The 21971-nt window shown below is 68.4% G+C and carries 23 protein-coding genes; 14 read left to right on the top strand and 9 right to left on the bottom strand.

Going from position 1 to position 21971, the window contains the following annotated elements:
• Positions 1-65 precede the first annotated feature (65 nt).
• The 6 genes from ASF80_RS02080 to ASF80_RS02055 all read left to right on the top strand — a co-directional run bounded on the left by ASF80_RS02080 (position 66) and on the right by ASF80_RS02055 (position 5711).
• Positions 66-857, top strand: a complete 792-nt coding sequence (locus tag ASF80_RS02080; RefSeq protein ID WP_056307580.1) for a helix-turn-helix transcriptional regulator — start codon at positions 66-68, stop codon at positions 855-857.
• A 110-nt stretch (positions 858-967) separates the two neighbouring features.
• Positions 968-1933 (top strand): ABC transporter substrate-binding protein, encoded by a 966-nt coding sequence (locus tag ASF80_RS02075; protein ID WP_056307578.1) that lies wholly within the window; start codon positions 968-970, stop codon positions 1931-1933.
• On the top strand, positions 1930-2820 hold the full coding sequence (locus tag ASF80_RS02070; RefSeq protein ID WP_056307576.1) for a siderophore-interacting protein: 891 nt from the start codon (positions 1930-1932) through the stop codon (positions 2818-2820). Before ASF80_RS02075 ends, ASF80_RS02070 begins: the two co-directional genes overlap by 4 nt.
• Before the next feature lie 10 nt (positions 2821-2830).
• Complete coding sequence (locus ASF80_RS02065; RefSeq protein ID WP_056307574.1) at positions 2831-3859, top strand: iron chelate uptake ABC transporter family permease subunit; 1029 nt, start codon at positions 2831-2833, stop codon at positions 3857-3859.
• A complete protein-coding gene (locus ASF80_RS02060; RefSeq protein ID WP_056307572.1) occupies positions 3856-4923 on the top strand; it encodes a FecCD family ABC transporter permease in 1068 nt (355 codons plus the stop codon). The genes ASF80_RS02065 and ASF80_RS02060 overlap by 4 nt, the downstream gene beginning before the upstream one ends.
• Positions 4920-5711, top strand: a complete 792-nt coding sequence (locus ASF80_RS02055) for an ABC transporter ATP-binding protein (protein WP_056307570.1) — start codon at positions 4920-4922, stop codon at positions 5709-5711. The genes ASF80_RS02060 and ASF80_RS02055 overlap by 4 nt, the downstream gene beginning before the upstream one ends.
• A gap of 52 nt (positions 5712-5763) precedes the next feature.
• Here ASF80_RS02055 and ASF80_RS02050 read toward each other — a convergent pair whose 3' ends face one another.
• The gene (locus tag ASF80_RS02050; RefSeq protein ID WP_056307568.1) at positions 5764-6147 is read right to left on the bottom strand and encodes a YybH family protein; all 384 of its coding nucleotides are present in this window, start codon (positions 6145-6147) and stop codon (positions 5764-5766) included.
• 121 nt (positions 6148-6268) lie between these two features.
• The gene (locus tag ASF80_RS02045; RefSeq protein WP_235559855.1) at positions 6269-6769 is read right to left on the bottom strand and encodes an RNA polymerase sigma factor; all 501 of its coding nucleotides are present in this window, start codon (positions 6767-6769) and stop codon (positions 6269-6271) included.
• Positions 6770-6910: 141 nt separating this feature from the next.
• Here ASF80_RS02045 and ASF80_RS02040 point away from each other — a divergent pair, with 141 nt between their 5' ends.
• Positions 6911-7333 carry a GIY-YIG nuclease family protein gene (locus tag ASF80_RS02040; protein ID WP_235559854.1) on the top strand — a complete coding sequence of 141 codons (423 nt, stop codon included), beginning with the start codon at positions 6911-6913 and terminating at the stop codon, positions 7331-7333.
• A 49-nt stretch (positions 7334-7382) separates the two neighbouring features.
• On the opposite strand, the gene ASF80_RS02035 is transcribed toward ASF80_RS02040, so the two are convergent.
• Positions 7383-7763: an SPW repeat domain-containing protein gene (locus ASF80_RS02035; RefSeq protein WP_056307564.1), complete on the bottom strand. Its 381-nt coding sequence runs from the start codon at positions 7761-7763 to the stop codon at positions 7383-7385.
• Positions 7764-7859: 96 nt separating this feature from the next.
• On the opposite strand from ASF80_RS02035, the gene ASF80_RS02030 reads away from it, so the two are divergent.
• Positions 7860-8519, top strand: coding sequence for a Pr6Pr family membrane protein (locus tag ASF80_RS02030; protein WP_056307562.1), 660 nt, complete (start codon positions 7860-7862; stop codon positions 8517-8519).
• On the opposite strand, the gene ASF80_RS02025 is transcribed toward ASF80_RS02030, so the two are convergent.
• From ASF80_RS02025 to zapE, 3 genes are all read right to left on the bottom strand, one after another.
• Positions 8488-9069 (bottom strand): type II toxin-antitoxin system PemK/MazF family toxin, encoded by a 582-nt coding sequence (locus tag ASF80_RS02025; RefSeq protein ID WP_056307560.1) that lies wholly within the window; start codon positions 9067-9069, stop codon positions 8488-8490. The genes ASF80_RS02030 and ASF80_RS02025 overlap by 32 nt on opposite strands.
• A gap of 20 nt (positions 9070-9089) precedes the next feature.
• On the bottom strand, positions 9090-10328 hold the full coding sequence (locus tag ASF80_RS02020) for an ammonium transporter (RefSeq protein ID WP_056307558.1): 1239 nt from the start codon (positions 10326-10328) through the stop codon (positions 9090-9092).
• 115 nt (positions 10329-10443) lie between these two features.
• Entirely contained in the window at positions 10444-11493 is a 1050-nt protein-coding gene (gene zapE / locus ASF80_RS02015) for a cell division protein ZapE (RefSeq protein ID WP_056307556.1), read from the bottom strand.
• Between the two features lie 147 nt (positions 11494-11640).
• Here zapE and ASF80_RS02010 point away from each other — a divergent pair, with 147 nt between their 5' ends.
• Positions 11641-12534: a sulfurtransferase gene (locus tag ASF80_RS02010; protein WP_056307553.1), complete on the top strand. Its 894-nt coding sequence runs from the start codon at positions 11641-11643 to the stop codon at positions 12532-12534.
• 19 nt (positions 12535-12553) lie between these two features.
• Positions 12554-12985: a SufE family protein gene (locus ASF80_RS02005; RefSeq protein ID WP_200934731.1), complete on the top strand. Its 432-nt coding sequence runs from the start codon at positions 12554-12556 to the stop codon at positions 12983-12985.
• Here ASF80_RS02005 and ASF80_RS02000 read toward each other — a convergent pair.
• Complete coding sequence (locus tag ASF80_RS02000; protein WP_056307550.1) at positions 12969-14123, bottom strand: alpha/beta hydrolase; 1155 nt, start codon at positions 14121-14123, stop codon at positions 12969-12971. The genes ASF80_RS02005 and ASF80_RS02000 overlap by 17 nt on opposite strands.
• Before the next feature lie 25 nt (positions 14124-14148).
• On the opposite strand from ASF80_RS02000, the gene ASF80_RS01995 reads away from it, so the two are divergent.
• The 4 genes from ASF80_RS01995 to ASF80_RS01980 all read left to right on the top strand — a co-directional run bounded on the left by ASF80_RS01995 (position 14149) and on the right by ASF80_RS01980 (position 19361).
• The gene (locus tag ASF80_RS01995) at positions 14149-14730 is read left to right on the top strand and encodes a DUF3000 domain-containing protein (RefSeq protein ID WP_056307547.1); all 582 of its coding nucleotides are present in this window, start codon (positions 14149-14151) and stop codon (positions 14728-14730) included.
• Complete coding sequence (locus ASF80_RS01990; protein WP_056307545.1) at positions 14723-15916, top strand: ribonuclease D; 1194 nt, start codon at positions 14723-14725, stop codon at positions 15914-15916. Before ASF80_RS01995 ends, ASF80_RS01990 begins: the two co-directional genes overlap by 8 nt.
• Positions 15917-15989: 73 nt before the next feature.
• The gene (locus tag ASF80_RS01985; protein ID WP_056307543.1) at positions 15990-17195 is read left to right on the top strand and encodes a thiolase family protein; all 1206 of its coding nucleotides are present in this window, start codon (positions 15990-15992) and stop codon (positions 17193-17195) included.
• Positions 17196-17201: 6 nt separating this feature from the next.
• On the top strand, positions 17202-19361 hold the full coding sequence (locus ASF80_RS01980) for a 3-hydroxyacyl-CoA dehydrogenase NAD-binding domain-containing protein (RefSeq protein ID WP_056307541.1): 2160 nt from the start codon (positions 17202-17204) through the stop codon (positions 19359-19361).
• A gap of 43 nt (positions 19362-19404) precedes the next feature.
• On the opposite strand, the gene ASF80_RS01975 is transcribed toward ASF80_RS01980, so the two are convergent.
• Both ASF80_RS01975 and ASF80_RS01970 read right to left on the bottom strand, forming a co-directional pair.
• Positions 19405-21063, bottom strand: a complete 1659-nt coding sequence (locus tag ASF80_RS01975) for a GMC oxidoreductase (protein WP_056307539.1) — start codon at positions 21061-21063, stop codon at positions 19405-19407.
• Complete coding sequence (locus ASF80_RS01970) at positions 21056-21970, bottom strand: YegS/Rv2252/BmrU family lipid kinase (RefSeq protein WP_056307537.1); 915 nt, start codon at positions 21968-21970, stop codon at positions 21056-21058. The genes ASF80_RS01975 and ASF80_RS01970 overlap by 8 nt, the downstream gene beginning before the upstream one ends.
• Position 21971 lies beyond the last annotated feature (1 nt).

Raw genomic sequence — 21971 nt, 5'->3', positions numbered from 1 at the left:
GCACGTCCGATCGCCGTGGTAACTTAGGGTGACCTAACCACGACCGCGAGACGACAGGCGGGGAGATGATGTCGCTGACCGGACAGCACCCCGACGAGTCCGTCATCTGGCGCATCGGAACCCACTCCTTCGAACTCGCGGACCACGTCGAGTGGGACGCGCACTCCCATGACGATCAGCACGAGCTGCTGTGGGGCACACGGGGAGCGCTGACCGCCGAGACGGACGACGGCTACTTCGCCATTCCCGGGTCCCTCGGGCTCTGGATCCCCGCCGGCGTCACGCACCGGGTGGTGGCGGCAGCAGGCACCACGTTCCGCTGCACATTCATCGATGCCGACATCCACCCGATCGCCTCCCGCACCACAGCCGTCGCGATTCCCGAAGTGGTCCGCGCGGTGCTCGACAGGCTCGAAGCACCCCCGTACCTCTCGGCCTCCCCACGCGTGCACGCCGAAGAGCTGGCGCTGAGCCTGCTCGAGCCGGTCGAGGTGTCGACGATCGACCTCCCCCTCCCCCTCGACATGCGCACGCGCCTCGTCGCGGAAGCTCTCCTCTCGGACCCCGCCGACGATCGGTCCATCGAGGACTGGGGCCGCCACGTGGGCGCCAGCGCCCGCAACCTGTCACGACTCTTCGTCGCCGAGACGGGGCTGAGCTTCTCCACCTGGCGCACTCGCGCCCGCATGCGCCGTGCCATCGAATGGCTGGCCGCCGACCACACCGTCGCACACGTCAGCCGTCGCTCCGGATACGCGACGCCGAGTGCGTTCGTGCAGGCGTTCCGGCGTGAACTCGGTCGCACCCCGGGGGAGTTCGCCTCGGTGCGCAACGAAGCGACCAAGAAGTCGGCCTGAGCACGACACCGGCTGGCATCTGTGCGACACGGAGCCGGTTCATACTAGGTAAGCCAAGCCTTAGCTAACCTCCTTGGCGCCCTCCCGAACTCACTCCTGGAAGACGATCCATGCGCTCCACGCCCCTCTCGCTCGTCGCGCTCGCCGCGACCGGCCTCCTGCTCACCTCCTGCGCCGGCTCCACCGCAGCCGGCTCCTCCGGCGACGCCGAGACCGTCGAGCTCACCACTCCCGCCGGCGTCGACATCGAGATCCCCGCCGAGCCGCAGTCCGCTCTCGGCTTCTACACGACCGATCTCGACATCCTCATCACCCTCGGCTTCGAGCTCGCCGACACCCAGCCGATCCGCGACGACTTCACCGCGTTCCCCGAATTCTTCCCCCAGGAGGAGCTCGAAGGACTAGAGACCTTCGGCAACTTCCCCGAGTTCAACCTCGAGGCCGTACTCGAGGCCGACCCGGACTTCATCCTCAACGGTCTGGGCTATGAGGAGGACCTCGACGGCAAGCTGCAGAAGATCGCGCCGACGTACACGTACAACGCCTTCGACGGCGGGGACTGGCGCGATGTGGTCGCACAGGCGGCATCCGATCTCGGACGCGAAGACCAGTGGCAGGCCTGGGTCGACCAGTACGAGGAGCGCGTCGCCGACATCAAGGCTCGCCTCGATGCCGCGGACATCCACCCCGTCGTCGCCGACGTCGGCTACTTCGAGGGTCAGGTCACCACCTCCTGCTACGGCGTGCCGTGCCTGGTGTTCGCCGACCTCGGCCTCGAGATGCACGAACTCATGAACGCGACCGACGAGGGACTCCCCGCGAGCGACGACTACACCGAGCTCAGCCCCGAGCAGGTGGGCCAGCTCGAGGGCATCGACGTCGTCTTCACCGGAGCCGACGAGGACGGCACGGTCTGGATCGAGGACGACGCCGCGCTGCAGCAGAACCAGCTCTGGCAGAATCTGTCGTTCGTTCAGGACGGCGCCTACTTCCCGTACAACTACGAGATGATCTACGGCTCGCCCAGCGGCATGGACGCGTTCCTCACCGTCGTCGAGAAGGCGCTGCTCGGATGACCGTCAACCTGATACACCGCATCGTCGTCCAGCGCGTCGAGCGTCTGAGCCCCGGCATGGTCCGGATCGTGTTCGGCGGAGACGGACTCGACGGATTCGTCTCGACCGAGGTCGGCGACGAGTACTTCCGGGTGTTCTTCCCCTCCGAGGGTCAGCACGAGCCGAACCTCCCCTTCCCCACGGATGACGGCTACTGGGACTTCCCCGACGGTGTCGAGCCGGCACCGATGCGCACCTACACGGTGCGGGCGTGGGATGCCGCGGCCGGCGAGCTCACGATCGACTTCGTCGTGCACGACGGCGGCGTCGCCGCGGCCTGGGCCCTGCATGCGAAGCCGGGCGACGTGGTGGGCGTCAACACCCCGAAGGGGCTGTACGACCCGCCCGCCGACATCGAATGGCAGCTGCTGATCGCCGACGCGACCGGGCTCCCCGCTGCCGCGCGCCTCGCCGAGAACGCCCCGTCTGGCATCCGCACCCGCGTGGTGCTCGAGGTCTCCACCCCCGAGGACGAGCTCGACCTCACCCCGGCGGCGGGCGTCGAGCTGCACTGGGTGCACGGCGGCAACGGCCATGCCCCCACTCGCATCGAGGAGATCCTCCGAGCCTCCGAGCTTCCCCGCGGCCTCGGGTACGTCTGGGTCGCCGGAGAGACCAAGGCGACCCGTGGCGTGCGCAAGCACCTGCGGCACGAGCTCAAGCTTCCCGCGTCCGCATACAAGGTGATCGGCTACTGGACCGAGAACGCCGAAGCCTGGCGTGAGCGGTACGAGTCCCTCGACGAGTCCACTCACGCGCGTCTGATGGCGATGTGGGACGACGAGTCCCGCCCCGCAGAGGACATCGAGGAAGCCTACGAGGCCGAGCTCGAGAAGCTGGGTCTGTGATCACCGACTCATGACCGCCGTTCTCTCCGAGGACCAGGCGACCCAGGTCACGGCCACGCGCCGGGGCCTGGTCGTCCTCGTCCTCGCCATCGCACTGGCGATCGCCTCTGTCGCCAGCATCTTCCTCGGCTCCCAGCGCATCAGCGTCGACGAGGTCTGGAGCGGACTGACGACAGGCGCAGGCGACCCCGGCGCGATCGTCCAGGGCATGCGCGTCCCCCGCACCCTGATCGGTCTGGCGGTCGGCGCGGCGCTCGGCATCGCCGGAGCGCTCATCCAGGGCTTCACCCGCAATCCGCTCGCAGACCCCGGGATCCTCGGCGTCAACGCGGGCGCGAGCCTCGGTGTCACGATCGGTGTGGCGTTCTTCGGACTCACCGCCGCCAGCGGATACATCTGGTTCGCCTTCGCCGGAGCGATCGTCGCGACGGTGCTCGTGTACCTCATCGGGTCGGCGGGCCGCACCGCCCCCGACCCGATGCGCATGACGCTCTCCGGCGTCGCGCTCGGCGCCGTCATGGGAGGCGTGGTCGCGGCGATCGGGCTGTTGAATCCGAAAGCCTTCGACTCGATCCGCTCGTGGAACGCAGGATCACTGTCGGCGCTCACCCCGGATGTCTACACGGTGCTCCCCTTCCTCCTGATCGGACTCGTGCTCGCCTTCTGCCTCGCGCCCTCGCTCAACGCCCTGGCGCTGGGCGACGACCTGGCGACCGCTCTCGGCTCGCGCGTCGTGCTCACGCGGGTACTGTCGATCCTCGCGGTCACGCTGCTCTGCGGAGCCGCCACCGCCGCGGCCGGGCCCATCGCCTTCGTCGGCCTGATGGTGCCGCACGCCGTCCGCTGGTTCGTCGGGCCGCATCAGGGATGGATACTCCTGGGCACCGTCTTCGCCGCTCCCCTGCTCCTGCTGACCGCAGACGTCGTGGGCCGCCTGGTCCTTCGCACCGGAGAGCTCCCCGTCTCCGTCGTCACCGCGCTGATCGGCGCCCCCGTGCTCATCGCCCTCGTCCGCAGGAAGAAGGTGAGCGGACTGTGACCGTTCTGCTCCCTCCGTCGACCGAGGTCGATGCCGGTCGCCGGGTCTTCGCACCCCGGACCGATGTCTTCTCGCGTCGCATCGGGGTCCGCGCCACCATCGTGACCGTGGCTGCGCTGATCGCCGCCGTCGCCGTCGGCGTCTTCGCCCTGACTCTCGGCGACGCCCCGTTCTCTCCGGGCGAGGTGCTCATGACGCTCCTCGGCTTCGGTGAGCCGCGCGCGGAACTCGTGATCATCGAGTGGCGACTCCCCCGTGTCCTCGCGGCCCTGGTGTTCGGCATCGCGCTCGGCATCGGCGGTGCGATCTTCCAGTCATTGACCCGCAATCCGCTGGGCAGCCCCGACGTGATCGGCTTCGACGCCGGCGCCTACACCGGTGCGCTCATCGTGATCACCACCATGGGCATCAGCGTCGCCTCGACGGCCGCAGCCGCATTGGCGGGCGGCGCGGCGACGGCTCTGCTCGTCTACCTGCTCGCGTTCCGTCGCGGATTCACGGGCTTCCGCCTCATCATCGTCGGCATCGGCGTCGCCTCGATGCTGGCGTCGGTGAACACGTGGATCATCCTCAACGCCGACCTGCGGATCGCGATGCTCGCCAGCGCATGGGGCGCGGGGTCGCTCAACGTCATCACCGCCGAACAGGTCGCCATCGCCGCGTGCGTCATCGTCCCGATCGGCATCGCCGTGGCCACGCTCGCCGATCGGATGCATCTGCTCGAGCTCGGGGACGACACGGCCTCGGCGCTCGGCGTCCGCACCGGCGGGACACGGCTGACCCTCATCATCCTCGGCGTCTGCCTCACCGCCGCCGTGACGGCGATGGCGGGTCCGATCGCGTTCATCTCGCTCGCCGCCCCGCAGATCGCCCGCCGTCTCACCGGATCCGCGAGCGTGACCCTGACGGCGTCCGCCGCAGTCGGTGCCCTGCTGCTGGTATCCAGCGACGTGCTGGCACAACGGCTGTTCGCGCCCACCCAGATCCCCGTCGGAATCGTCACGGTCTGCCTCGGCGGCGTCTATCTGGTGTGGCTGCTCATTCAGGAAGCGAGAAAGCGATGACCGTCATCGACACCTCCACTGCGCGGCTGCGCGCAGAAGACCTCACGATCGGCTACGACGGCCGTGTCGTCTCCGAGCACCTCGGCGTCGACATCCCCGCAGGCGCCTTCACCGTGATCGTCGGGCCGAACGCCTGTGGCAAGTCGACTCTGCTGCGAGCCTTCGCCAGACTCCTGAAGCCCAGGAGCGGCCAGGTACTGCTGGACGGTCGTGCGATCACCGAGCTCCCCACCAAGGAGATCGCGCGACGCCTCGGCCTGCTTCCGCAGACCTCGATCGCCCCTGACGGCATCCGCGTCTCCGACCTCGTGGCGCGAGGGCGCCATCCGCACCAGACGATCCTTCGGCAGTGGTCTCATGACGACCAGACGGCCGTCGCCGCCGCACTCGCCGCGACAGGGACCACGGAGCTCGCCGGCCGACTCGTGGACGAGCTCTCGGGAGGACAGCGCCAGCGCGTGTGGGTCGCGATGCTGCTCGCACAGGAATCTCCGACCATGCTGCTCGACGAGCCGACGACCTTCCTCGACATCGCACACCAGTACGACCTGCTGCGCCTCTTCCACGGCCTGCATCAGCAGGGACGCACGATCGTCGCCGTGCTGCACGATCTCAACCAGGCGGCGCGGTTCGCGGACCACATGATCATGATGCGCGACGGTCGGATCGTGGCCTCCGGCGACCCCGCGTCGATCGTGACGTCCGAGCGCGTCCAGGAGGTGTTCGGGCTGGACTGCTCGATCATCCCCGACCCGCACACGGGCACCCCGCTCGTCGTTCCGCGCTGAGGCGCGTTGTGGGCGGCGCTCTGCATGCGGAAGCGCCGCCCACGGGCGTGCCTCAGGCGGTGCCGAAGGGGTTGTCGATCGCGTAGCGCCAGCCGTGCTCGTCGTCGTGCACGGCGACGTCGGCCGTGCTGCCGCCGAGCTTGACCTCGGAGCCGTCGGGGCCGGTGCCCTCGAGCGTCCGATCGGCGATGGCGAGTCCGACGGAACCCGCCTCGAACACGTGCCGGACGCTCATCGTGATGGGCAGCCCGAGCGCGAGGAACTGCTCGAGTGCGCCGCGGATCGCCTCCTCCCCCTCGACGGGGTGGCCCGGCGCCGGGGCGAACACCGCGTTCGGCAGGTTCAGGGCGAGCAGACCATCGACATCGCGGGCGTTGAAGCGCTCGGCGAACGCGAGGTTGAGCTGGTCGAGCGAGGTGACCGGGGTCGTGGGCATGATGTGCTCCTTCGTCGTGTACGAGGCCGCGAAAGGCGGCCCATCGAGAAAGACGTTGAGGAGCGAAGGATGTGACAGAGCCGCGGATAGGGCAGAGTCGCGGATAGCGCAGCGTCGCGGATCAGGCCCGCAGCGCCCGGCGTGCGCGGGACACGCGCTGACGCGCCGTGACCGTCGTGATCGAGAGCCTCCGTGCGATCTCCTGCGCCGTGAGACCGTCGACGACGCTCATAAGGAGAGGGCGGCGGAGATCGTCCGGGAGTGCGTCGATCGCGCGGAAAGCGGCCTCGAGGCGATCTCGCAGCTCCGCCTCGGCCTCGACGTCCTGCGGCGAAGCGAGGCGCTCGCACAGGACCTCGCCGAGGTCGTCCTTGCGCGCACGGTTCATGTCGATGGCGGTCGTGCGCACGATGGTGTCCAGCCACGCGCACATCGGCCCGGCATCGGCCGAACGGAGGGCTGCGAGTGAACGCCAGGCGCGGAGCGCCGCATTCTGCGCCGCATCCTCGGCATCCGCCAGCGGCACACCGAGCGAGATACTGCGCCTGCGCAACCGGTCCGGCTCCGTGCGAAGCATGGTGTCGAGACGCGCGGAGGCGACGGCGATGGCTTCGGCGTTCACACGGATCCCCTCGTGGGTTCGGGCGGTCGGCCTCATGCTAGCCGAGCACGGACGCGTCGGACGGCGGAACCCGGTGCCCCGCGGACTGAGGCGGCACCGCACAGAAGTCTGACGTCCGTGGCCGCCGGTAGCGTGCCGACGGTGAAGACGCCCCCGCTGCCGAGCCCCTGTGCACTCTGCGGTCACGATGACGCGGTGCGAGTGGCGGCGGCTCTGATGTGCGCGTGGTGCGGGTGGCGCTACGGCGACTCCCCCGACCCCGACCTCCCGCGCCCGGTGATCGAGGTCGTGTACTACCTCCGCTACGACCGTCGGGTGAAGATCGGCACGAGCGGACGCCCGCGCCGGCGACTTGCGAGCATCCGTCACGAAGAGCTGCTGGCTTTCGAACAGGGAGGGCGTGCGGTGGAGCAGGCGCGGCATCGGGAGTTCGCCGACATCCGAGAGGGCGGCGAGTGGTTCACGCTCACCCCGCAGCTCGAGTCCCATATCGCCGGGCTCCGCACCGTGGGCGACCCCTGGCAGCTCTACGCGCGCTGGGTGAGCCTGGCATTGCAGAACTGAAGCCCCGCACGGGGCCGACGTTCCGTGCGGGGCTTCAGAGTTCAGCGGGTCAGGCGCGTGCGGCCTTGACCTTCGCGGGCTGCGGCTGCGAGAACAGCACCACGATGATCACTGCGACGCCGACGACGACGTGGGGCACCCAGACGTTCGGTGCCTCGGTCGAGAAGCCGAAGATCCACGGCGACAGCGCCAGGAACAGGCTCGCGACGATGTCGAAGACGAGGTGGACGGGCATCGGGATGAAGCCGAAGGGGCCCCATTCGTACTTCGTGAACAGGCTGTAGACGATGAGTCCGACACCGAGCACGATCGGGATGATCACGGCAGGGCCGCCCATGCTCGCGAAGCCGAACAGCCACGGAGCGGCGATCAGTGCCACTCCGACGATGTAGTCGAGAATTCCATGGACCTTGGTGGGGATGAAACGCATGATTCCTCCTGTGGTGTCGTCGCGTGCTGCGACTCACAGATGGTTCGCAGCCCCCGACGAAACGGATTGCCCACGTCCCCCTCCTACGCTGGACGGATGACGTCGACGCCACCGCCCCCGCGCACCGTCTCTGCTCTGAGGCTCGCGGTCGGAACATCGGTGACGGGCATCCTGCTCTACACCTACGTGATCGGGATCCCCCGTCAGGGTGCGAGCCTCGTCGACTACTTCGGCTACTTCACCAACCTGACCAGTCTGCTGACCGCCGGCATCCTCATCGTGACGGGCCTGATCTCGCTGCGTGGGAAAGCGGTGCCGTCACCTCTCATGTCGGCGCGCGCTGTGGCGGTCGCCTGCATGATCATCGTGGGGATCGTCTACAACGTCCTCGTCCCCGGCACGGGGAGCGCGCCGCCCTGGGTGAGCGCGACCCTGCACACGATCTTCCCGATCCTGCTCGTGCTCGACTGGATCTTCGTCGACGACCGTTCCCCGTTGCCCTGGCGCCGCCTCTGGGTGGTACTCCCCTATCCGGTGGTCTGGCTCGGAGTCGTCCTCGTGCGCGGGGCCACCGACGGATGGGTCCCGTACGGCTTCCTGCTCCCGGAGCGAGGCGCGGCATCACTCGCGACCCACGTCGCGGGCCTGCTCCTCGCCCTGCTCGCGTCGGGCGCGCTCGTGTGGGCACTCAGCCGGATCCGAACCCGGAGACGCATCCCGGCGGTCAGGCGTTCGCCCACCCGTATCGGCGCGTGAGCGCGGAGGCGACCCGACCGTAGCGTGACCGGTCGAGCACAGCGGCCTCACGGCGGAGCCCGGTCTCGTGCACGCTGTAGAGCTGCTCGATGTCGACCCAGGACTCCCGCCCCTGCGAGTCCCAGCCGCCCGAGCCGATCGACAGGTAGTCGCGGTCGCCGTCGTGCGCCTTGCTCGTCATCCGCACCGCGTAGACGCGGTCTGCGGATTCCCGTCCGATCACCAGCACCGGCCGGTCTTTGCCCCGACCGTCGTTCTCCTCGTACGGCACCCACGTCCAGATGATCTCGCCCGCATCGGGCGCACCGTCCCGGTCGGGTGCATACCCGATGCGGACGTCGTCGATGCGGTCGGGGTCGATCCGCACGGTATCGACCCCACGCCCCCGGCCCTGCTCGGCTCGCGGCACCGACTCATGGACCTCGTCGGAAGTGCGCAGACGCGAGACCGGGCGTCTCGGACGAGTTTTCGTCCGAGACGCCCGGTCAGATCCCAGTGCTGTGAAGAGGATCTCCGCGAGTCGTGCCAGGATGCCGTTGGTATTGCTCACACGGTCACCCTAACGGCAGTTCACGCGTCAGCGAGCGCGTAGCCCTCCTCGCCGTGGACGACCTGGTCGACACCGGCGATCTCGTCTTCGCTCGTGATGCGGAAGCCGATCGTCTTCTCGATCGCGAAGCCGATGATGAAGGCCACCACGAAGGAGTAGATCAGCACGCCGAGTGCGGCGATCGCCTGGACGGCGAGCTGGCGGGCGTCGCCACCGACGAACAGTCCGGTGTCGGTCGCGAAGAAGCCGAGGTAGAGGGTTCCGATGAGACCACCGACGAGGTGGATGCCGACGACGTCGAGCGAGTCGTCGAAGCCGAGACGGAACTTCATCTCGACGGCGAGTGCGCAGACGATACCGGCGACGGCACCGAGCAGCAGCGACCAGCCGGGAGTCAGGTTGGCGCACGCCGGGGTGATGGCGACGAGACCGGCGACCGCACCGGATGCCGCACCGACCGACGTGGCCTTGCCGTCCTTGATGCGCTCGATCAGGATCCAGCCGAGGATCGCGGCCGCCGTGGCGCCGAGGGTGTTCAGACCGATGAGTCCGACGCCGCCCATGTCCTCCGCGAGCCATTCCGCACCGGCGTTGAAGCCGAACCAGCCGAACCACAGGAGCGCTGCGCCGAGGAGCGTCAGCGGCACGTTGTGCGGCTTGAGGATGCCCTTCTGGAAGCCGATGCGCTTGCCGAGGACGAGTGCGAGAGCGAGAGCCGCAGCACCCGCGTTGATGTGCACGGCGGTTCCACCGGCGTAGTCGATCACGCCGATTCCGCTGTCCTCGCCGAAGAGCGTGGTGCCGAGGTTCATGATCCAACCGCCGCCCCAGACCCACGCGGCGACCGGGAAGTAACCGACGGTCGCGAACACGCCGGCGAAGATCAGCCAGCTGCCGAACTTGGCGCGGTCGGCGATCGCACCCGAGATCAGGGCGACCGTGATGATCGCGAAGGTGGCGCCGTAGGCGACACCGAGGAGCGCGACGTTCGAGCCCTCACCGGCCGCGAGGCTCGAGAGGCCGAAGTCGGCGAAGGGGTTGCCTGCGAAGGCGGTAGGGCTGTCGACGGCGCTCATCGAGAATCCGAAGAGGATCCAGAGCACTGCGACGAGACCGATCGAGCCGAAGCTCATCATCATCATGCTGACGACGCTCTTGGCCTTGACGAGGCCGCCGTAGAAGAAGGCGACGCCGGGCGTCATGAGCAGTACGAGGGCGGTCGCGGTGATCGCCCAGGAGATGTTGCCTGGAGCATCCATAGTCAAACCTCACATTCGGGAAACTGAGAGCTTCAGTGTGACGAGGCCCGATTTCCGGAATGCGTGAGGTTTGTTGCGCTGGCGTTACAGAGCGGCTCTGTGTGTGAACATCGCGTTACGCGACACTGCGATCCGCGTGTGTAAGTGCATTGAGTCTGGAGATAGCGCGCAGATACTTCTTGCGGTATCCCCCACCGAGCATCTCGTCGGCGAACACCTGGTCGAGGCTCACACCGGTGGCGACGATCGGGATCTGCGCGTCGTAGACGCGGTCGACGAAGGCGACGAACCGCAGCGCCTCGGACTGATCGGTCAGGACGTGCACGTCCCGCAGGCCCACGAGATCGAGGCCGGCGATCACGCGCAGGTACCGAGAGGGGTGAACGCGCGCGAGGTGGCGGATGACGTCGGCGAAGGAGTCGTCGGATGCCGTTCCCGCGGCCGCGCCCGTCTCGACGGCCGTCTCGTACTCACCGGTCTCGCTGACGACGGCATGCCCGTCGAGCGCGCGCTGCCGGAAGTCGACCCCGTCGATGCGGATCGTCTGGAAGCTGTCGGACATGGCATGGATCTCACGCAGGAAGTCCTGCGCCGCGAAGCGACCCTCGCCGAGCGCGTTGGGCGGCGTGTTCGAGGTCGCCGCGAGCTTGGTGCCTGTCGGCACGAGCTCGCCGATGAGACGGGTCATCACCATCGTGTCGCCGGGATCGTCGAGTTCGAACTCGTCGATGCAGAGCAGATCTGCGCCCTTGAGCAGGTCGACGGTGTTCTTGTAGCCGAGTGCGCCCACGAGAGCCGTGTACTCGATGAACGATCCGAAGTACTTCCTCCGCGCGGGCATCGCGTGATAGATGGACGCGAGCAGGTGCGTCTTGCCGACGCCGAAGCCGCCGTCGAGGTACACGCCCGGTTTGACCTCGGGCTCCTTCTTCGCACGACTGAAGAAGCCGCCGCGCTTGACCGGAGCGCCGCGCCCTGCGAAGCGGATGAGCGTCTCCTTCGCCTCATCCTGCGAGGGATACGCCTCGTCCGCCCGATAGCTCTCGAAAGTGGCTCCGTCGAACTGCGGCGGCGGAACGAGGCTCGCGAGCATCTCGGGACCGGTGACGGTCGGCTGGCGATCGGTCAGGTGCACGATGCCCGTGCGGGTGGGCGTGTCGGTCATCACGGTCCTGTGTCGGGGGCGCACCTGTGTCGAAGTCTTACGAATCGGGTGCAGGGCGCACGGCGTGGATCTATCGTCGAAGTATCGGCTCCACATTACGCCGTCAAAGCCCTGCATCATCGCCGCTCACCGTCTGAGGAGATCCCTGTGGCCATCGAGTTCGACACCACTTCGTCCAAGTTCGCCGAGTACGCCGAGCCCGGCCGCCTCGTCACCACCGAGTGGCTCGCGGAGCGGCTCGGCAACCCGGGTCTGGTCGTGGTGGAGTCCGACGAGGACGTGCTCCTGTACGAGACGGGACACATCCCCGGTGCGGTGAAGGTGGACTGGCACACCGAGCTCAACGACCCGGTCGTGCGCGACTACGTCGACGGTAAGGGCTTCGCGAAGCTCCTGAGCAGCAAGGGCATCTCGCGCGACGACACCGTCGTGATCTACGGCGACAAGAACAACTGGTGGGCCGCCTACGCGCTCTGGGTCTTCTCGCTCTTCGGTCACGAAGATGTGCGCCTGCTCGACGGTGGCCGCGACCGCTGGATCTCCGAGGGCCGCGAGATCACGCGCGAGGCACCGACGCCCACGCCGACCGACTATCCGATCGTCGAGCGCGACGACTCCGTCATCCGCGCCTACAAGGAGGATGTGCTCGCGCACATCGGCAGCCCGCTGATCGACGTCCGCTCCCCCGAGGAGTACAGCGGTGAGCGCACCACGGCACCGGCCTACCCCGAAGAGGGCACACTGCGCGCCGGCCACATCCCGACTGCGCAGAGCGTGCCGTGGGCGAAGGCCGTCGCCGAGGACGGCGGGTTCCGCTCGCGCGCCGAGCTGGACGCCATCTATCGCGACGGTGCGGGACTCGCCGACGGAGACGACGTCGTCGCGTACTGCCGCATCGGCGAGCGTTCCAGCCACACCTGGTTCGTGCTCAAGCACCTGCTGGGCTTCGAGAACGTGCGCAACTACGACGGATCGTGGACCGAGTGGGGCAGTGCCGTGCGCGTCCCGATCGTGACCGGCGCGGAGCCCGGTTCCCTCTGACCGTGTGACAATGACAGGGATGAGCACCAGCGAAGTTCCTGACACCCTCGCCGAGATCCGCGACGGATTCCTCGAGACCCCTGAGGCAGATCGCCTGCTGCTCCTGCTGGAGTACTCGGACGAACTGCCCGAGGTCTCCGAGGAGGTCGCGAACCATCCCGAGATGTGCGAGCGCGTGGCCGAATGCCAGTCGCCCGTCTACATCTACGTCGAGGTGAACGACGGGATCGTCACGATGCATGCGACGGCTCCGCCGGAGGCACCGACGACCCGCGGCTTCGCGAGCATCCTCGTGCAGGGCATCTCCGGTCTGACGGCAGACGAAGTGCTGGCGATCCCCGACGACTATCCGCAGTCGATCGGACTCACGAGAGCCGTCTCACCTCTGCGCATCGGTGGCATGACCGGAATGCTGATGCGGGCGAAGAAGCAGGTCAGGCAGAAGCGCTGAACCCCTGTGCGCGGAGCCAACCGGTGATCGCGTCGCTCCACCCCGCCTGGTCGTAGTTCCACAGCTTGGTGTGGCGCGCCACCGTGAACCGTGGCATCGTCACGAGATCGGGTCTGGCCTCCTGGAGCGCATGCGAGGCGTCGGCGGGGACGAACCCGTCGTCGTCGCTGTGCAGGATCAGGATCGGCACCGCCAGCTCCTCGGCCCGGGCGACCATGTCGAGGCGATCGAACGGGATCGCATCGTCCGCACCGCTGAGCCGCGCCGTGAGCGGCACCGAGAGAGCGCTCATCGCGAGGTCCGGCAGCGGAGCGCGCATGCCGGCTTCCCGTGCCTGGAAACGCAGCACCGTGCGCCAGTCGACCACGGGCGACTCGAGGATGAGGCCTGCGATGCGGTCGCGGTTGCCCGAGGAGACGGCGGTCTGCAGGGCGACCGCCCCGCCCATCGACCACCCCATCAGGATCACGCGATCGGCGCCGTGGCGCAGCGCGTACGAGACGGCGGCATCGACATCGCGCCATTCCGATGCTCCGAGGGCGTACGCGCCACTGCGACTGCGGGGCGCCTCACCGTCGTTCCGGTACGACACGACGAGATTCGGGAAGCCGGCCGCGTGCAGCACAGGTACCGCGCGAAGGCATTCGGCGCGCGTGACGCCTCGTCCGTGCACCTGGATGACCCAGGTCGACGACTCCGCCGGGAAGAACCATGCCGGGCACGGCCCCGCGGGCGATCCGATGAGCACGTTCTCCCACCGCAGATGCAGCTCGCTCGGGGTGGAGTAGTACCAGCCGCTGAACGCGGCGTTGCGGTCGACGCGAGCCCCTGGTTCGATCTGCGTCAGCAGCTTTCGGCGCACGGTCGTCGCGTCGGCGCTCAGCACCGCACCCAGCTTGACGTAGCCGTAGGTGCCCGACGTGAACAGCCCGTAGCGGCCCGGCAGCTCGGTGTCGCGCGTGCGGGTGAGTTCGATCGTCTGGGCGCCCGTGTCGACGGCGAGGATCTCGGCATCCGCGGGGCGTTTCGCCGGGATCACCACCCGTCTGGCGATGCTGAGCACGAGCAGGGCCATCGCCGCCCCGAGTGCGAGCAGTGCAGGGACAAGGAGCGCAACGGCGTGCCTGAGACTCTTCATCGCTTCCTGACTCTAGCCTGTTGCCGTGACCGCACACCCCGATGCCGGGACGATCTTCGACGCCGCAGTGGCCGAGCTGCGTGATATCGCGTTCCGAGCGGACATCACGATCCGTGAGATCCCCACCCCTCAAGGCCTCGCCCCGCACGCCCTCGCGCTCGCCGCCGACGTCCGTCCGGACGACGAGGGAGAGTCCGCCTACGGGACCGGCAGGTTCGTGCTCCTGCACGATCCCGATACGCCCTCCGCATGGGACGGTGCATGGCGGATCGTGATCTTCGCGCAGGCGCCGCTCGAGACCGAGATCGGAACGGACCCGCTGCTCGCGGACGTCACGTGGTCGTGGCTGGTCGACGCACTGGACTCCCGGGGCGCCGGATACCACTCCGCATCCGGAACCTCGACCAAGACGCTCTCGAAGGGCTTCGGCGGCCTCGCGGACGAAGGCGACGGCGCACAGATAGAATTGAGGGCGTCCTGGACACCCGAAGGCCCCTTCACACCCCACGTCGAAGCATGGGTCGAACTGGTCGGAATGCTGGCGGGTCTTCCGCCGGGTTCCGAGGGCATCGCCGTGATCGGCGCGCGAAAGGCAGCACGTGACTGAATACTCCGTGATCTCCGACGTCTCGGAGTTCCGTGCGGCATGCGCCGTGCTGGCCGCAGGCACAGGCCCTGTCGCCGTCGACGTCGAGCGGGCATCCGGATTCCGATACTCCCAGCGCGCCTACCTCGTGCAGGTGTTCCGCAGAGATGCGGGGGTGTTCCTCTTCGACCCGCCGCCGCTCGGCGACTTCAGCCCCCTGCAGGAGGCGATCGGCGACGTGCAATGGATCTTCCACGCCGCGAGCCAGGACCTCCCTTCGCTGCGCGAGCTCGATCTGCTCCCTCCCTCGATCTTCGACACCGAGCTTGCCTCGCGTCTGCTCGGACACGAACGCGTCGGTCTCGCCGCCGTCGTCGAGAACACCCTGGGCATCACGCTCAAGAAAGAGCACTCGGCCGCGGACTGGTCGACAAGACCACTGCCCGCGAGCTGGCTCGAGTACGCGGCCCTCGATGTGCTGCACCTGATCGACGTCTACGAGGCGCTCGAGGCCGAGCTCGAGGAGCAGGGCAAGACCGAGTACGCGGCCGAGGAGTTCGCAGCGACCCTCACTCGCCTCCCCAAGCCGCCTCGAGAGGACCCCTGGCGCCGGCTGAGCGGGCTGCACCAGGTCCGCGGATCCCGCAACCTCGCGGTCGCCCGGTCGCTTTGGCAGGCGCGAGAGGCCTTCGCACAGGATCAGGACGTCTCTCCCGGTCGCCTGGTCCCCGACCGCTCGCTGATCGCGGCGGTCCTCGCGAACCCGCAGAGCAAACAGGCGCTCGCCGGAGTCAAGGACTTCCAGGGGCGCGCCAGCCGCACGCAGCTCGACCGCTGGTGGCAGGCCTTCGTCGACGGGCGCGCGACCGAGGAGCTTCCGCGCGAACGCGTCCCCAGCGATGCCCTGCCACCGCCTCGTGCGTGGTCGGACCGCAACCCCGAGGCCGATGCGCGACTCAAGGCCGCACGTCCCGTGATCGAGGCGACGGCAGAGGAACTGGGGATGCCGACTGAGAACCTGCTGACCCCCGACTACCTTCGCCGCGTGGCCTGGGATGTGCCGGGCACGACTCCCGAGGCCATCGGCGATGCCCTCGCGGCGCTCGGTGCACGCCCGTGGCAGATTGCACAGACCGCACAGAAGATCGCCGACGCCTTTGTAGAGGCGGCGCAAACGCCGGACGAGGCCCCCACCCCCGCTTCGTAGGTTCGATCCAACCGATTCTTCCCGGTTTCCGGCCCTCCATAGACTGAGGCCACCGCACAAACTTGGAGGCAGAGTGGCCGAGATCTCGGACGTCTTCTTCGTCGATGGAGTGCGCACCCCCTTCGGGCGCGCCGGCGAAAAGGGCATGTACTGGAACACCCGCGCAGATGACCTCGCCGTGAAGGCGACCATCGGCCTGATGGAGCGGAACGCAGCAGTCCCTGCTGATCGCATCGACGACGTCGCCATCGCGGCGACGAGCCAGACAGGAGACCAGGGCCTCACCCTCGGCCGCTCGGTGGCGATCCTCGCAGGGCTTCCGCAGACGGTTCCCGGCCTCGCCGTGGAGCGCATGTGCGCGGGCGCGATGACGAGCGTCACGACGATGGGCGCATCCATCGGCGTGGGGATGTACGACTTCGCCCTCGCCGGCGGTGTCGAGCACATGGGCCATCACCCGATCGGCGGCAACGCCGACCCCAACCCCCGATTCGTCGCGGAGCGCATGGTCGACCCCGGCGCCCTGAACATGGGCGTCACGGCCGAGCGCATCTTCGACCGCTTCCCGCACCTCACCAAGGAGCGCTCCGACCGGTTCGGCATGCTCAGCCAGCACAAGGTGCAGGCCGCGTACGACGCCGGCAAGATCCAGCCCGATCTCGTGTCCGTCGCGACCAAGACCGCAGACGGAGCCTGGGGACTCGCCACGGAGGATGAGGGCCGGCGCCCGCAGACGACGATGGACGACCTCGCCGCGCTCAAAACGCCGTTCAGGCCGCACGGTCGTGTGACCGCCGGCACGTCGTCGCCTCTCACCGACGGTGCCACGATGTCGCTGCTCGCCGGCGGCGGTGCGGTGAAGGAGTTCGGTCTCGCACCGAAGATGCGCATGGTGTCGTTCGCGTTCGCGGGCGTCCAGCCCGAGATCATGGGCATCGGCCCGATCCCCTCGACCGAGAAGGCGCTGAAGAAGGCCGGGCTCACGATCGCCGATATCGGCCTGTTCGAGCTCAACGAGGCCTTCGCGATCCAGGTCATCTCGCTGCTCGATCATTTCGGGATCGCCGACGACGACCCCCGCGTCAACCAGTGGGGCGGCGCGATCGCACTCGGACACCCGCTCGCGGCATCCGGTGTGCGTCTGATGATCCAGCTCGCGGCGCAGTTCGCCGAGCGTCCCGACGTGCGCTACGGCCTGACGGCCATGTGCGTCGGGCTCGGGCAGGGCGGCTCCGTCATCTGGGAGAACCCGCACTTCGACGGCAAGAAGAGGAAGTAAGCGCCGATGGCACACTCGATTTCCGAACAGTACGCGAACGTCGACTTCTCCCCCATCCAGGCCCTCACCGACGGCGAGGTGATCACGCACTCGCCCGTGCGCGACATCCGTCTCGCATCGGGCAAGGTGCTCGCCCTGATCACCCTCGACAACGGACGAGACCACACGCGTCCGAACACGCTGGGACCGGCGACGCTCACCGCTCTCGGCGAGACACTCGACGGCCTCGCCGCTCGCGCCGCCGCCGGAGAGATCCAGGCCGTCGGGATCACCGGCAAGCAGTACATCCTGGCCGCCGGGGCCGACCTCTCGGACATCAGCAAGGTGGGCTCGCGTGACAACGCCCGCCTGATCGCGCAGCTCGGCCACAAGGTGCTGGGCAAGTTCGGCGAGCTCGGCGTGCCGTCGTTCGCGTTCGTGAACGGGCTGGCGCTCGGCGGCGGCCTCGAGATCGCGCTCAACTCCAGCTACCGCACGGTCGACGCGTCCGCCGCGGCGATCGCTCTCCCCGAGGTCTTCCTCGGCATCATCCCCGGCTGGGGTGGCGCCTACCTGCTGCCGAACCTGATCGGGATCGAGAACGCGCTCGAGGTCGTCATCTCGAACCCGCTCAAGCAGAACCGGATGCTGAAGCCGCAGCAGGCGTTCGATCTGGGCATCGTCGATGCGATCTTCCCCGCGGCGAACTACCTCGAGAACTCGCTGGCCTGGGCCGACGCGGTCCTCGGCGGCAAGAAGGTCGAGCGCAAGAACGAGCCGGGCAAAATCGAGCGACTCACCAAGTGGCCGATCGCCATCAAGATGGCACGCGGCATGCTCGAGTCGAAGATCGGCACCGTTCCGAAGTCGCCGTACGCCGCGCTCGAACTGCTCGACCGGGCGAAGAGCGGCACCAAGGCCGAGGGCTTCGCTCGCGAGGACGAGGCTCTCGCCGAACTCGTGACCGGCGACCAGTTCGCGGCATCCATGTACGCGTTCGACCTCGTGCAGAAGCGCGCGAAGCGGCCCGTCGGCGCGCCCGACAAGGCTCTCGCCAAGAAGGTCACCAAGGTCGGCATCATCGGCGCGGGGCTCATGGCGAGCCAGTTCGCGCTGCTGTTCGTGCGCAAGCTGCAGGTGCCGGTGCTGATCACCGACCTCGACCAGGCGCGCGTCGACAAGGGTGTCGCCTACATCCACGAAGAGATCGGCAAGCTCGAGGGCAAGGGCCGACTGGACGCGGACTCCGCGAACAAGCTGCGTGCGCTCGTCACCGGCACGACCGACAAGAGCCTGTACGCGGACTGCGACTTCGTCATCGAGGCCGTCTTCGAAGAGGTCGGGGTCAAGCAGCAGGTGTTCGGCGAGATCGAGAAGATCATCGCCGAGGACGCGATCCTGGCCACCAACACCTCGTCGCTGTCGGTCGAGGAGATCGGCGCGAAGCTCGCTCACCCCGAGCGCCTCGTCGGATTCCACTTCTTCAACCCGGTCGCGGTGATGCCGCTGATCGAGATCGTGAAGACGCCCGTCACCTCGGAGGGTGCGCTCTCGACCGCGTTCGTCGTCGCGAAGAACCTGGGCAAGAACGCGGTGCTCACCGCGGACGCGCCCGGTTTCGTGGTCAACCGTCTGCTGGCCAAGGTCATGGGCGAGGCCGCTCGCGCGGTGTACGAGGGCACGCCGATCACGGAGGTCGAGAAGGCCTTCGCGCCTCTCGGGCTGCCGATGGGACCCTTCCAGCTGATCGACCTGGTCGGATGGAAGGTCGCCGCTCACGTGCAGGACACGATGGCGCACGCCTTCCCGGAGCGTTTCTACGCGAACGAGAACTTCCACGCTCTCGCGGAGCTCGACGCGGTGATCGAGAAGGACAAGGGCGGTCGGGTGACCGGCTGGACGAAGCAGGCCGAGAAGCTGCTGAAGCCCGCGGTCGGCAAGACGCCCGCGTCGGCCGAGACGATCCTGCAGCGGGTGCAGGACGGTCTCGCGAGCGAGATCAAGCTGATGCTCGACGAGGGCGTCGTCCCCGAGGTCGAGGACATCGACCTGTGCCTCATCCTCGGCGCCGGCTGGCCGTTCATCGATGGTGGGGCCTCGCCCTACCTCGACCGCGAGGGTGCCTCGGAACGCGCCTTCGGCGGAGAGTTCCACACCCCGCAGATCCGCGGTATCGAGAGCCACTGATCGGACGCATCGAAGGGGGTCGCGCTCTGCGCGGCCCCCTTCGTCATGCCTGCTGAACGGGACGCTCGTCGACCTCGCCGGAGCGCGGCCAGAACGACATCGCCCGCTCCGCGAGGGCCGTGATCGTCAACGACGGGTTCACACCCGGATTCGCGGGTACCGCGGCCCCATCGACGACGTGCAGCCCGGGATGGCCCCACACGCGGTGGTAGCGATCGACGACCCCGGTCGCAGGAGACGCCGAGATCACGGCACCGCCGAGGAAGTGCGCGGTGAGGGGGATGCCGAAGACCTCAGGCCAAGAGCCCCGCGCCTCTGCCGGCACGCCACCCTCCTTCTGCATGCGCGCGGCGATCGCCGCAGCCGCACGGTGCGCCTGCGGCAGGTGGCTCGGGTTCGGCTCACCGTGCCCCTGCCTGCTCGTCATCACCAGGCGTCCGAATCGGCGCCGCAGAGACAGTGTCAGCGAGTTGTCGACGGTCTGCATGACGAGGGCGATGATGCCGCGCTCGCTCCAGTGCCGGAGAGACCCCAGGCGCAGCTGACGGATCGGCGCCCGGAGGAACCGCCCGACGAGACCGCCCAGTCGGCGACCGAGAGGCATGTCTCCTGGCACCATGATCGACGCCAGCGCGCCCATCAGATTCGAGCCCGGCCCGTAGCGCACGTTCTCGACATGGGTGCGCTCGTCGACGTGGAAGGAGGTGGTGATGGCGACGCCCTTCGCGAGGTCGAGGGAAGCCGGAACCCGCGTCGCGATCGCGCCGTCGAGCGCCTCGGAGTTGGTCCTCGTGAGTCGCCCGACAGCGTCGGACACACGGGGAAGAGCACCCGAGTGCTTCATCCGATGCAGCAGCTGCTGAGAGCCCCAGGTGCCCGCGGCCAGCACGACCTGACCGGCGCGCACAGTGCGGCGATCACGACGAAGCCAGGCACCGCTGCGCTCGCTCGTCACGGCGAACCCACCGCCCGCGAGCTCGCGCACCTCGGTGACCGTGCGGAGCGGCTCGATCACCGCGCCACGGCGCTCCGCGAGTGCGAGGTAGTTCTTCATCAGCGTGTTCTTCGCGCCGACACGGCATCCGACCATGCAGTTGCCGCAGAGTGTGCAGCCGGTGCGATCGGGGCCCTCTCCCTCGAAGAACGGATCAGGCGTGCGCTCCCCCGGCGTACCGAACCACACGCCCACCGGAGCGCGCCGGAACGTGCTTCCGACGCCGAGATCCTCTGCGGCACCCGCCATGATGCGCTCGACGGGGCCGGAATGGGGGTATCGCTCGACCACGCCGAGCATCCGCTTCGCCGTCGTGTAGTGCGGAGACAGCTCGGCATCCCAGTTCGCGAGTGCGCTCCATTGGGGATCCGTGAAGAAGCCGCCGCCCGGCTGGTAGAGCGTGTTGGCGTAGTTCAGCGATCCTCCGCCGACACCCGCTCCGGCGAGGATCATGACGTGCGGCAGACGATGGATGCGCTGGATGCCGTAGCAGCCGACCGCCGGCGCCCACAGGTAGCGACGCAGGTCCCAGCTGGTCTTCGCGAAGTCGTCGTCTTCGAAGCGGCGTCCCGCCTCGTAGACCCGGACGCGATAGCCCTTGTCGACGAGCCGCAGCGCCGAGACGGATCCTCCGAACCCCGAACCGATCACGATCACGTCCTCGTCGAACGCCGCGCTGGCACGTGCCTTGCTGCCGGCGTCAGTCATCACCCGTCTCCTTCGCTGCAGGCACCAGGACGGTGAGCGCGGCCGGGCGGATCCCGATCGTGCACTCATCCACACCGATGCGCTCTCCGTCGGCGTAGACGACGAGTCCCGGTGCACTCACCGTCACGGAACGGGCACGTCTGTGCGCCACCTCGCGGCGCGACAGGTGGGTGCCTCGGAGCAGCAGCGGGAACAGCCGCAGCAGACGAAGGCGGCTCAGCGGTGCGACCTGCACGAGGTCGAGGAGACCGTCGTCGGCCGCCGCGCCGACACACACAGGCATGCCGCCTCCATAGCTCTCGGTGTTGCCGACGGCCACGAGCGTGCCAGGAGCTGCCACGGCGTCGGAGCCGTCGACGGACACCGTGAACTCCATCGGGCTCAGGCGCAGGAGCTCGATCACGAGGGCGAGGTAGTAGCGCAGCACACCATGGGGCCAGCGCAGCCGGTTGGTGCGATCGCTGACCTTCGCGTCGAAGCCGAGAGCCGCGATCGTCAGGAACGGCGTGACTCGGCCACCGGTGCGTATCTCTCCGACATCGATCGCCCTGGCCACTCCGGAGAGCGCGAGCTCCGCCGCGGCGACCGGGTCGTGGCGAGGGAGCCCGAGCGCCCGCGCGAGGTCGTTCCCCGTGCCGGCCGGCACCAGTGCGACGGGGACGGCGCTCTCGCAGAGCAGGTCGAGGATGCCGGAGAGCGTGCCGTCTCCCCCGACTATCACCAGCACTCGAGGCGCTTCATCGAGTGCCTGCGCCGCGAGCACGAGGCTCGACTCGGCGGAGTGCCCTGTGAAGGCATGGATGTCCGCGCCGCGTGCACGCAGGTGGGCCAGAGCAGCGGCTGCCTCACGCCCGGCGCGCCCCTTGCCTGCGGAGGGATTCGACAGCACGGCGATGTGATCGGCCACG

The sequence above is a fragment of the Microbacterium sp. Leaf159 genome (genome assembly GCF_001423615.1).
GTDB lineage: Bacteria > Actinomycetota > Actinomycetes > Actinomycetales > Microbacteriaceae > Microbacterium.
Note: the sequence above shows the minus strand (reverse complement) of the source record. Positions and strands in the feature narration are given on the sequence as shown.